Genomic DNA, 12,035 nt, shown 5'->3' with positions numbered 1-12,035 from the left:
ATCTCGTATTTGGTGGCACCGCTAGTTCATCACAGGTCAGTGCCTGCTGACGAAGCTGCCCGACAACTCGGCGGTTAGGCGGCGTGACGGCGAGAGCGCAGACATCGCCCGCATGATCTTCGTGCCGACCCCCGGTATCACGTTGACGCGTCCGGCCCGCATCGCGGCGTAGCCCGCCTTGGCCACCGGCGCCGCGTCCATGAAGTACCTGTCCAGCCGCGACGTGTCGCCAAGTCCGGCGGTGTCCATGAACTGGGTGCGGGTGGGTCCGGGCGCCAGATGTGTGCATGTCACGCCGGTGCCGCGCAGATCGTCGGCCACACACTCGGAGAAGCTTCTGACGAACGCCTTGCTGGCGGCGTATCCCGCCTCCAGGCCGTGCGGGATGACGTAGGCCGCGATCGAGCCGACGTTCAGGATCGCCCCGCGACCCGCCTGCACCATCCGACCCGCGTACAGCAGGGTCAGGTCGGTTGTGGTGACCACATTCAGCTGAACCATCCGCGACACCGCGTCTGGATCGGAGTCCTGCACAGTGAGGCCAAGGATGCCGACGCCTGCATTGTTCACCAGGTACTCGACGTCCACACCAAGCTCGTCGACGCGGGCCACCAGTTCGGCGCCCGCGCCCGGCTTGGCGAGATCCATCGTGATGGTGTCCACCCGCACACCGTGGGCCGACCGCAATTCGTCTGCCACCGCGGTGAGCTCGGCGACGCTTCGCTCGCTCGACACCACGACCACATCGACGCCGTCCGCGGCGAAAAGCCGCGCCAGTTCACGGCCTATGCCGGTAGATGCACCGGTGATGAGGGCGGCTGTCACGGCATCTCCTCTTTACTCGGTCAACAGGAACAGTGTCCATGCCGCCAGCGACTGAGCGTCGGTGATTTCACCTCTTAACATCATCTGTTCGACGTCGGAGCGGCTGAACCATTCGCTGTGCATGTCCTGCTCGGTGTGCTCGCGATCGTGGTCGCCCTCTGTGATGCCGGTGGCGACAAACACCCTGCCGCGCTGACTGCTCATGCCTGCGGCAACGTCGAGCAGCCCGATCGGGACCATCGATTCGGCGCGCAGCCCGGTCTCCTCGCGCAGCTCACGATGCGCCAGCTCGGTGGGGTCGACATCGGCCCGCCCCGGCGCGGTGCCCTGTGGGAACTCCCAACGACGCAGGCCGAGCGGATACCGGAACTGCTCGACCATCCGGAAGCGGTCGTGGTCGGTGGCGATGATCAACGCATACGTCGGCTTGTCGATGACGCCGTAGATGCCGTTCGAGCCGTCCGGCCGACGCACCTGGTCCTCCCGTACCGTCATCCAGTCGTTGCGATACACCTCGCGAGACGCGACACGCTGGATCTCATCCACACGCCAAGTATGCCGAGCCGGACTCGGTGGGCCGGGCCCACACCCGGAGGGTGGGGGAGACGAAGTGACTCGGGGATCGGCCGGGGTAGCCTCGCTGACGTGTTGCTGACCTCGCTGAATCCCGCCGCGGTCGCGGGCGGTGCCGACATCGGCGACGCGGTCCGCATCGACGGCGGCGTGCTCAGCCGTAGCGACCTCGTCGGCGCCGCGACGTCGGTGGCCGAACGCGTCGGTGGCGCGCAGCGGGTAGCCGTGCTGGCCAAGCCGACCGCCGCCACCGTGCTGGCCGTCACCGGCTGCCTGATTGCCGGGGTGCCCGTCGTTCCTGTGCCCGCGGATGTCGGCACGGCTGAGCGGCGACACATCCTCACCGACTCCGGTGCGCAGGTGTGGCTGGGAGAGCGGCCGGACGAGCCGGAGGGCCTGCCGCACATCCCGGTGCGGTTGCACGCGCGTTCGTGGCACCGCTATCAAGAGCCTGCTCCGGAGGCCACCGCACTGATCATGTACACCTCCGGAACCACGGGTCCGCCGAAGGGCGTTCTGGTGAGTCGCCGTGCCATCGCCGCCGACATCGACGCGCTGGCAGAGGCGTGGCAGTGGACGCCGGACGACACCTTGGTGCACGGCCTGCCGCTGTTCCACATTCACGGCCTAGTACTCGGCCTGTTGGGGTCATTGCGAATCGGAAATCGCTTTGTACACACCGGAAAACCCAAGCCGACCGAGTATGCGGCCGCTCGGGGATCGCTGTACTTCGGGGTGCCGACGGTGTGGTCGCGAGTCGTCGACGACCCCGACACGGCGAGAGCATTGTCCTCGGCCCGGCTGTTGGTGTCAGGTAGCGCGGCGCTGCCGGTGCCGGTCTTCGACAAACTCGCCGAGCTCACCGGCCACCCCCCCGTTGAGCGGTACGGCGCAAGCGAAACCTTGATCACCGTGAGTACCCGTGCTGACGGTGAACGACGGCCCGGCTGGGTCGGGCTGCCGTTGCGCGGCGTGCAGACCAGGCTGGTGGACGACGACGGTGCACCCTGTGCGCATGACGGCGAAACCATTGGGCGACTGCAGGTTCAGACTCCGACGATTTTCGACGGCTACCTCAACAGGGCCGAGGCCACCGCCGAGGCTTTCGACGCTGACGGCTGGTACCGCACCGGCGACGCGGCGGTGATCGACGGCGATGGTATGCACCGCATCGTCGGCCGCGAGTCGGTGGACATGATCAAGACCGGCGGATTCAGGGTCGGTGCGGGCGAGATCGAGACGGTTCTGCTCGCGCATCGCGGTGTAGCCGAGGCTGCGGTCATCGGAGTACCCGATGACGACTTGGGCCAACGCATCATCGCGTTCATCGTCGGTGACGCCGAGCCCGAGGCATTGATAAGTTATGTCGCAGAACAGCTTTCGGTGCACAAGCGACCCAGGGAGGTCCGCGTCGTGGACAGCCTGCCGCGCAACGCGATGGGCAAATTGCTCAAGAAGGAGCTGGCGGGATGGGTTGGAGACGAACGCGAGTGAGGATCGCAGCGAGGAACGAGCGAGGACCGGAGCGAGCGGGAGTCGACCAATGTCTCTAGCTTTTGACGAGATCTGCATCGACGCCAACGACGCCACCGCGCTCGGCGAGTGGTGGGCGCAGGTGCTGGGTTGGCCGCACGAGTTGGACGGCGACGGCGACGTACGGCTTCACCCGCCACCTGGAGCGGGCCCGGACTGGATCTTCATCGCGGTGCCCGACGAGAAGGTCGTCAAGAACCGCATCCACTTGGATTTCCGGCCCGACGACCAGCAGGCCGAGGTCGACCGGGTGATCGCGATGGGCGCCAGACACGTCGACATCGGCCAGGGCGAGCAGTCCTGGGTGGTGCTGGCCGACCCCGAAGGCAACGAATTCTGCATCCTGGCTCCCGACGACTGACGTCGCACCGCGAGCGCCCGTGTTTGTACGCGACACGCCGATAAATTCTGTACATTTGCGCCTCGCTCGCGCGGATCGAGTGGCCCGCTTTTCGCCTGACCGGGCTGCGCAGGCGGCATAGAGTGAATCGATGTCGCCACCGCTCACCGACGCCCAGCTCGACGAGCTGTTCGAGTCGATCCCCGTCCTGGCAGGACGGCCGCGGCAGCTCCAGGAACTGTCGGGCGGCCTGACCAACCGCAACGTCAAGGTAACCACGCCCGACGGCATCTACGTGGCCCGCTGCACCGATACCGCCACCAACATGCTGGGCATCGACCGCGACCGCGAGCATTACAACACCAAGGCCGCCGCGGAGGCAGGCGTCGGCGCACAGGTGATCGACTACCGGCCCGATGTCGGGATCCTGCTGCTGAGCTATCTCGAGGGGCAGACCCTGTGCAACGAGGATTTCCAGCGACCCGAGATCGTGGCCAAGGCGGCGTCCGCGGTGCGCGCCCTGCACTCAGGCCCGCGGTTCCAGGGCCGGTTCGACATGTTCGAAAGGCAGCCGACCTACTTGAAGACCGTGATGGACAACGGGTTCCGGCTGCCACGAGACTACCTCGACCATGCGGACACCTTTGACGAGATTGCGCGTGTGCTGAGGGCAACGGACCAGACCACCGTCCCGTGTAACAACGACCTGCTGGCAGGGAACTTCATCGAAGACGGCGACAGGATGTGGCTGATCGATTACGAGTATTCGGGTAACAACGACCCGTGTTTCGAGCTGGGCAATACCTGGTGCGAGACAGGTATGTCCACCGACCAGCTCGACGATTACGTCACCGCCTACTATGGGCGGCGGCTGCGCCACAAGATCGCGCGGGCCCACCTGCAAGGTGTTGTCGGCAAGTACGGTTGGACGCTGTGGGGCTGCATACAGAACGGTTCCAGCGCAATCGAATTCGACTTCTGGGAATGGGCGATGGAACGCTATGAGGGCGCGGTGGCCGAGTTCAACGGCCCCAACCTGGCCAGGCTGCTCGACGATGTGCGGGCCGACGACTGATGGCCGTCGAGCTGCCCGACCGGGCCCGTGTCGTCATCATCGGCGGCGGCGTCATCGGCACCAGCGTCGCCTACCACCTGACCAAGCTCGGGCTTACCGATGTCGTGCTGCTGGAGCAGGGCCAACTGTCCAGCGGCACAACCTGGCACGCCGCCGGTCTGGTCGGCCAGCTGCGGGCGTCGGAGAGTGCGACGCGGCTGGTGCAGTACTCCACCCAGCTCTACGCCGAACTCGAGGGAGAGACCGGACTGTCCGCCGGGTACAAGCAGTGCGGCGGCGTGACCGTCGCCCGCTCCGAAGACCGGATGGTCCAGTTGCGCCGCACCGCCGCGAACGCCGACGCATTCAACATGGAATGCGAACTGCTGAGCCCCGAGCAGGCGCTCGAGCATTACCCCGTGATGAGGGTCGACGACCTGGCAGGCGCGATCTGGCTGCCCGCCGACGGCAAAGCCAACCCTACCGATCTGACGTTCGCACTCGCCAAAGGAGCGCGGATGCGCGGCACCCGCGTCATCGAAAAGACCAGAGCCACCGGCATTCTCATCCGCGACGGGCGGGCCGCCGGTGTGCGCACCGACAAGGGTGACATCGAGGCTGAGATCGTCGTCAACTGCGCCGGGCAATGGGCCAAGCAGGTCGGCGCGATGGCGGGTGTCAACGTCCCGCTGCACTCGGCCGAGCATTTCTACGTCGTCACCGAGAACATCGAGGGTGTGCACCCCGACCTGCCGATCCTGCGTGACCCCGACGGTTACACGTATTTCAAGGAAGAGGTCGGCGGCCTCGTCATCGGCGGCTTCGAGCCGGAGGCCAAGCCGTGGGTGTCTCCCGACGACATCCCGTATCCGTTCGAATTCCAGCTGCTGGACGAGGATTGGGACCACTTCGAGGTCCTGATGAACAACGCCCTGCTGCGCATTCCCGCGCTCGAGGTGACCGGCATCAAGAAGTTCTACAACGGCCCGGAGAGCTTCACCCCCGACAATCAGTTCATCCTCGGCGAGGCACCCGAACTCGACAACTTCTTCGTCGGCGCCGGATTCAACTCGGTGGGCATCGCCACCGCGGGCGGTGCCGGCCGGGCGCTGGCGGAGTGGATCGTCAACGGTTCCCCCACCAGCGACCTCACCGGCGTCGACATCCGCCGCTTCGCACCGTTCAACGGCAACAACCGCTGGCTGCACGACCGGGTCGCCGAGGTGCTCGGCCTGCACTACGAAATCCCCTGGCCCAACCGGGAGATGAAGACCGCCCGGCCATTCCGGCGATCACCGGTGCATCATCTGCTGGAGGCCGCCAACGCCAACTTCGGCAGCCGGATGGGCTGGGAGCGCGCCAACTTCTTCGCCCCTGCCGGAGCCGATCCCACGATCGAGTACACGTGGGACAAGCCGAACTGGCTGAAATGGTCCGCGGCCGAACAGGTCAACACCCGAACCGCGGTGACGGTGTTCGACCAGACCTCGTTCTCCAAATACTTGCTGGTGGGGCCCGACGCCGAACTGGCGTTGCAGTGGCTGTGCACCGCCGACGTCGGGGGAGAGGTCGACAGGGCCGTCTACACCGGAATGCTGAACGAGCGCGGCACATACGAGTCCGACGTCACGGTGACTCGCACCGGCGCCGACGAGTACTTCATCGTCAGCAGCGCCGCCACCACCGAACGCGACAAGGACCATATCCGGAAAAACCTGCCGACGGGCGCCCGCGCGTCGCTGGTCGACGTGACGTCGGCGTACGCGGTATTCGGTGTCATGGGACCGAATTCGCGTGCCCTACTGTCCACGCTGACCACCGCCGACCTGTCCGACGATGCGTTCCCGTTCGGTACCAGCAGGCAGATCCCGCTGGGGTACGCGACCGTGCGGGCGACGCGCATCACATACGTCGGCGAATTGGGTTGGGAACTCTACGTACCCGCCGAGTTCGCCGTCGGTGTGTACGAGGACCTGATGCAGGCGGGGCAACGGTTGGGAGTCGGCCGCGGCGGCTACTACGCCATCGAATCGATGCGGCTGGAGAAGGGCTACCGCGCATTCGGGCGCGAACTGACGCCCAGCGAAAACCCCGTCGAGGCCGGGCTGGTGTTCGCCTGCAAGCTGAAAGCCGACATCGAGTTCCTTGGCCGCGCGGCCGTCGAGAAGGCCAAGGCCGATGGCCCGCGCCGCAAGCTCGTCGGCTTCAGTGTCGACGCACCCGACGCCATGTTGTGGGGCGGTGAACTGATACTACGAGACGGGGCGGTCGCCGGTCAGGTCACCTCGGCTGCGTGGGGTGAGACGGTCGGCGGCTGCGTAGGTCTGGCCTACGTGCGTGCGGCCGACGACTCCGTCATCGACGCCGCCTGGGTGAAGGCGGGCAGCTACCAGGTCAACGTCGGTGGTCAGCTCTATCCGATATCGGTGTCCCTTAAGCCGATCTATGATCCAACTAGCACCAAGATTCGACCCTGACCATGGCCCTCAGCGTCTTCGATCTGTTCAAGATCGGTATCGGACCGTCGAGTTCACACACCGTCGGCCCGATGATCGCCGCCGACAGGTTCGCCCGCGGTTTGGCGCGCGACGGGAAACTCGACTCGACGACGCGGGTCACCGTCGAACTGTTCGGCTCCCTCGGTGCGACGGGCAAGGGCCACGGGAGCATCCCGGCGGTCGCGCTCGGTTTGATGGGCGAGCGGCCCGACAGGGTCGACCCCGACCGCACCCCCGAGCGGATAGCGGCCATCACCGACACCGGAGAGCTGGCTTTGCTCGGCGAGCATCCCGTCGCGTTCAGCCTGGCCGACGACATCGTCCTGCACCGAAACAAGCAGGCCCGATTTCACGCCAACGCCATGATGTTTCGAGCATTCGATGACAGCAATGCGGTGTTGGCGGAACGCACCTTTTACTCCATCGGCGGGGGCTTCGTCCTGGACGATACCCAGGTCTCCGACGAGGACGAGCCCGTCGTGGTCGCCGACCCGACGCCGGTGCGGTACCCGTTCAGCACTGGTGACGAGCTGCTGGCTCATGCGGCCGAGACCGGTCTGCGTATCAGCGATATCGTCATGGCAAACGAAATGGCTTGGCACACAGAAGATCACGTTCGCACCGAACTGCTCAAGATCTGGTCGGTGATGCAGGAGTGCATCCAGGCGGGCATCAACACGCCGGGTGTACTGCCAGGGGGACTCAAGGTGCGTCGTCGCGCTCCGCAACTGGCCGAAAAGCTTTCCGGCGCAGATCATTCAAGCGACCCGTTGATCGCGATGGACCGCGTCAACCTGTACGCCATCGCGGTCAACGAGGAGAACGCCGCGGGCGGGCGGGTGGTCACCGCGCCGACCAACGGCGCCGCGGGCATCATCCCGGCCGTGCTGCAGTACTTCCACGACTTCGTCGCCGGCGCCGACGATGACGCCACCGTGCGATTCCTTCTCGTCGCGGCGGGCATCGGCAGCATCATCAAGGAGAACGCGTCCATCAGCGGCGCCGAAGTGGGCTGCCAGGGCGAAGTCGGCTCGGCCTGCTCGATGGCGGCGGGCGCGCTCACCGAACTGCTCGGCGGGTCGCCGCGGCAGGTGGAGAACGCCGCCGAGATCGGCATCGAACACAACCTCGGGCTGACCTGCGATCCGGTCGGCGGCCTCGTCCAGATCCCGTGCATCGAACGCAACGCCGTCGGCGCGGTCAAGGCGATCACCGCCGCCCGAATCGCGCTCAGCGGCGACGGAACGCATCAGGTGTCGCTGGACAAGGCCGTCAAGACGATGCGCGAAACCGGCGCCGACATGAAGGACAAATACAAGGAGACCGCGCGCGGCGGCCTGGCGCTCAACGTCGTCGAATGCTGAATCAGTTGGCGTGCAAGGCATCGTTGAGCGTGATGCCCGTGCCGTCGCGCTTGACCACCTCGACGGCCCCGCTCAGCGAATTCCTGCGGAACAGAAGATTGTTCGCCCCCGACAGCTCGCGGGCCTTGACCGTCTGACCGTCGGCGGTCTGCACCTTCGTGCCTGCCGTCACATACAGGCCAGCTTCGACGACGCAGTCGTCGCCCAGCGAGATGCCAAGACCGGAGTTGGCGCCGAGCAGGCAGCGCTTGCCCACCGCGATCACCTCGGTGCCGCCGCCGGACAGCGTGCCCATGATCGACGCGCCGCCACCGACGTCGGAGCCGTCGTCGACGACCACCCCCGCCGAGATCCGGCCCTCGACCATCGAGGCGCCCAACGTGCCCGCGTTGAAGTTGACGAAGCCCTCATGCATGACGGTCGTGCCCGCGGCGAGGTGCGCACCCAACCGCACCCGGTCCGCGTCGGCGATGCGGACACCGGTGGGCGCGACGTAGTCGACCATCCGCGGGAACTTGTCGATGCCGTACACCGTGACCGCGCCGCGCCGCCGCAGCCGCGCCCGCACGAGCTCGAATCCGTCCACCGCGCACGGCCCGAAGTTGGTCCACACGACGTTCGCCAGGACGCCGAAAATCCCGTCGACGTTCGCGCCGTGCGGCTGGATCAGCCGATGGGACAGCAGGTGCAGGCGCAGGTAGGCGTCGTAGGTGTCGGCCGGCTTGTCGTCCAGCGACGCGATCACCGTGCGCACCACGACGACGTCGACGTCACGGTCATCGTCGCGACCCGCCAGCTCCGCCAGCTCGGGCGGAACCTCGGCCACCGACAGCCGCACCGTGCCCGACGGGCCGTCGCCTGCCAGCTCGGGGGCCGGGAACCAGGTGTCGAGGACGGTCCCGTCGGCGGAGATGGTCGCCACGCCGACGCCTGAAGCTGCAGTCACGCTGGTACACGGTACTGGATGCCTTTCCTGCGCGAGCAGACGCAAAAGTGCCCCGACACGCCGTCAATTGCGGACTTTTGCGTCTGCTCGCCAGGACTCGCCAGGAGAAGGCGACCCGCTAACCTGGTGAGTTGTGCTGGACCTACGTGGTGATCCGATCGAGCTGACCGCGGCGCTGGTGGACATTCCCAGCGAGTCGCGGGACGAGGCGCGCATCGCCGACGAGGTCGAGGCCGCGCTTCGCGAGCAGACCACCGGGTTCGAGATCGTCCGCACCGGCAACACCGTGCTGGCGCGCACCAACCGTGGCCTGCCGTCGCGGGTCATCCTGGCCGGACATCTGGACACCGTGCCCATCGCCGACAATGTGCCCAGCCGCCGCGTCGACGGCGAGCTGCACGGCTGCGGCACCTCGGATATGAAGTCCGGCGATGCGGTGTTCCTGCACCTGGCCGCCACGGTCGACGATCCGGCACACGACATCACGCTGGTCATGTACGACTGCGAGGAAATCGAGGCCTCTGCAAACAGTTTGGGCCGAATCGAGCGCGAGTTGCCCGACTGGCTGCACGCTGATGTCGCAATCCTCGGTGAGCCGTCCGGCGGATACATCGAGGCGGGCTGTCAGGGCACGCTGCGCGTCGTCGTCACCGCCGGCGGCACCCGGGCGCATTCGGCGCGATCGTGGTTGGGCGACAACGCCATTCACAAGCTCGGCGCGGTGCTGGACCGACTGTCGAAGTACCAGGCGCGCAGCGTCGACATCGACGGGTGTGTCTATCGCGAAGGGCTGTCGGCGGTGCGCATCGACGGCGGCGTCGCGGGCAACGTCATTCCCGACGCGGCGTCGGTCACCATCAACTTCCGCTTCGCCCCTGACCGCAGCATCGAGCAGGCCGGTCAACACGTGCGTGACGTGCTCGACGGCCTCGATGTGCAGATCGAGCAGACCGACGCGGCATCCGGTGCACTGCCCGGGCTGACCAAACCCGCCGCCGCGGCGCTGGTCGAGGCCGCCGGTGGGCAGGTGCGCGCGAAATACGGCTGGACGGACGTGGCGCGGTTCGCGGCTCTGGGGGTGCCCGCCGTCAACTTCGGGCCCGGCGACCCCAACCTCGCGCATCGCGTCGACGAGCGCGTCGAGGTGGGGCAGATCACCGCGGCAACCGAGATGCTGCGCCGATACTTAACTCCCTTGACGCCGCGGCTAGCCTGAGAGCATGTGAGCTGACGCCCCCGGAAGTGACTTCCGGGTCGATGCTGTCGTCCTTCCCCGTGCGGTCACGAAGAGCTCCCACATGTCTGAAAGTTCCATTACCTGTTCAAACCTGTCCTTCTCGTGGCCTGGCGAGACGCCACTGTTCGACGCATTGTCCTTCACCGTGGACGACGGGCCTACTGGTCTGGTGGCGCCTAACGGGGCAGGCAAGAGCACGCTGCTGAAGCTGATCGCCGGGGAGTACCGGCCGTCGGCGGGTTCGGTGACCGTCGAGGGGTCGCTGGGATATCTGCCGCAGACACTGCCGCTGGAAGCCGGCCGCTCGGTGGCCGAGGTGCTCGGCGTCGCACCCGCACTCGAGGCGCTGACGGCGCTGGCGGGCGGCGATGCCCGTGACGAGGTGTTCGCCGCCATCGGCGACGACTGGGACGTCGAAGAACGCACTCGCGCCCAGCTCGACCGGCTCGGCCTCGGACACATCGCGCTCGATCGACGACTGGGGTCGCTGAGTGGCGGTGAGGTGGTCTCGCTCGGCCTGGCCGCCGAACTATTGAAGCGACCCGACGTGCTGCTGCTCGACGAACCGACCAACAACCTCGACGCCGACGCCCGCGCAAGGCTCTACAGCGCGCTGGACGACTACAAAGGGTGCCTGCTGCTGGTCAGCCACGACCGGATGCTGCTCGACCGAATGAACCGCATCGCCGAACTACGCGGAGGTGAAATCACCTTCTACGGCGGCAATTTCACCGACTATCAGGAAAAGGTGCGCGAGGCGCGACGAGTCGCCGAGAGCAACGTCCGCAACGCCGAACAACAGGTGAAACGCGAGAAGCGGCAGATGCAGCAGGCCCGCGAACGCGCAGCGCGGCGGTCGAGCACCGCGACGCGCAACGTGAAAGACGCCGGATTACCGAAGATCATCGCGGGCGCGATGAAGCGCAGGGCACAGGAGTCCGCCGGGCGCATCGAGGGCGTCAGCGCGGCGCGGGTCGACGACGCCAGAACCCGGCTCGACGACGCCGAACGCGCGCTGCGCGACGACCCGTCGATCGTGCTCGACCTGCCCGACACTGCAGTCCCCGCCGGCCGCAACATGTTCACGGGCACCGGATTACGGATGACCCGAGGGGGCCGTCCGTTGTTCGGTGACGGGTTCGACGTCTCCATTCGCGGGCCCGAGCGCATCGCGCTCACGGGGCCGAACGGCGCAGGCAAGACGACGCTGCTGCGCGTCGTGTCCGGAGACCTCCAGCCCGACGCGGGCACCGTCGGGCGGACCGACGGGCGGACGGCCTACCTGTCGCAGCGGCTCGACCTGCTCGACCAGACCCGCAGCGTGCTGGAGAACCTCATCGCATATGCGCCGAATCTGAGCGAGACGCGACGCATGCATCTGCTGGCGCAATTCCTGTTCCGCGGCAACAGGATTCACCTTCCCGTCGCGGCGCTGTCCGGCGGTGAGCGGCTGCGTGCCACCCTCGCGTGTGTGCTGTTCGCCGAGTCCGCACCTCAGCTGTTGTTGCTCGACGAGCCGACCAACAATCTCGATCTCGCCAGCGTCGCTGCGCTCGAGTCCGCGCTGAATGCCTATCGCGGTGCGTTCGTCGTCGCCAGCCACGACACCAGCTTTCTCGCCAATATTCGCGTCGAGCGCACTCTGCGGTTGTGATTTCGGCGCGC

10 protein-coding genes are annotated in these 12,035 nt (G+C 66.7%); 7 read left to right on the top strand and 3 right to left on the bottom strand.

All coding sequences use genetic code 11. The annotated features are described in order from the left end of the window. Positions 1-36 precede the first annotated feature (36 nt). On the bottom strand, positions 37-825 hold the full coding sequence (locus tag D6M19_RS11525; protein WP_123025355.1) for an SDR family NAD(P)-dependent oxidoreductase: 789 nt from the start codon (positions 823-825) through the stop codon (positions 37-39). 12 nt (positions 826-837) lie between these two features. After that, complete coding sequence (locus D6M19_RS11520; protein ID WP_123025354.1) at positions 838-1,371, bottom strand: NUDIX domain-containing protein; 534 nt, start codon at positions 1,369-1,371, stop codon at positions 838-840. A gap of 99 nt (positions 1,372-1,470) precedes the next feature. On the opposite strand from D6M19_RS11520, the gene D6M19_RS11515 reads away from it, so the two are divergent. The 5 genes from D6M19_RS11515 (at position 1,471) to D6M19_RS11495 (ending at position 8,187) form a co-directional block, all read left to right on the top strand. Continuing rightward, positions 1,471-2,892 carry an acyl-CoA synthetase gene (locus D6M19_RS11515; protein WP_123025353.1) on the top strand — a complete coding sequence of 474 codons (1,422 nt, stop codon included), beginning with the start codon at positions 1,471-1,473 and terminating at the stop codon, positions 2,890-2,892. Positions 2,893-2,941: 49 nt separating this feature from the next. Next, positions 2,942-3,292, top strand: a complete 351-nt coding sequence (locus D6M19_RS11510) for a VOC family protein (RefSeq protein WP_123025352.1) — start codon at positions 2,942-2,944, stop codon at positions 3,290-3,292. A gap of 130 nt (positions 3,293-3,422) precedes the next feature. Further along, the gene (locus D6M19_RS11505) at positions 3,423-4,346 is read left to right on the top strand and encodes a choline/ethanolamine kinase family protein (RefSeq protein WP_123025351.1); all 924 of its coding nucleotides are present in this window, start codon (positions 3,423-3,425) and stop codon (positions 4,344-4,346) included. Further along, positions 4,346-6,802 carry a GcvT family protein gene (locus D6M19_RS11500; RefSeq protein WP_123025350.1) on the top strand — a complete coding sequence of 819 codons (2,457 nt, stop codon included), beginning with the start codon at positions 4,346-4,348 and terminating at the stop codon, positions 6,800-6,802. The genes D6M19_RS11505 and D6M19_RS11500 overlap by 1 nt, the downstream gene beginning before the upstream one ends. Positions 6,803-6,804: 2 nt before the next feature. Next, entirely contained in the window at positions 6,805-8,187 is a 1,383-nt protein-coding gene (locus tag D6M19_RS11495) for an L-serine ammonia-lyase (protein ID WP_123025349.1), read from the top strand. 1 nt (position 8,188) lies between these two features. Here the strand turns inward: D6M19_RS11495 and dapD are convergent, their stop codons facing one another. Continuing rightward, a complete protein-coding gene (dapD, locus tag D6M19_RS11490) occupies positions 8,189-9,133 on the bottom strand; it encodes a 2,3,4,5-tetrahydropyridine-2,6-dicarboxylate N-succinyltransferase (RefSeq protein ID WP_123025348.1) in 945 nt (314 codons plus the stop codon). A 133-nt stretch (positions 9,134-9,266) separates the two neighbouring features. Between dapD and dapE the strand changes: the two genes are divergently transcribed. Then, the gene (dapE, locus tag D6M19_RS11485; RefSeq protein WP_123025347.1) at positions 9,267-10,349 is read left to right on the top strand and encodes a succinyl-diaminopimelate desuccinylase; all 1,083 of its coding nucleotides are present in this window, start codon (positions 9,267-9,269) and stop codon (positions 10,347-10,349) included. A gap of 82 nt (positions 10,350-10,431) precedes the next feature. Then, complete coding sequence (locus D6M19_RS11480; RefSeq protein ID WP_123025346.1) at positions 10,432-12,024, top strand: ABC-F family ATP-binding cassette domain-containing protein; 1,593 nt, start codon at positions 10,432-10,434, stop codon at positions 12,022-12,024. Positions 12,025-12,035 lie beyond the last annotated feature (11 nt).

Source organism: Mycolicibacterium stellerae (assembly GCF_003719305.1).
Classification (GTDB): Bacteria; Actinomycetota; Actinomycetes; order Mycobacteriales; family Mycobacteriaceae; genus Mycobacterium; species Mycobacterium stellerae.
This window is presented reverse-complemented; position numbering and strand designations above follow the sequence as displayed.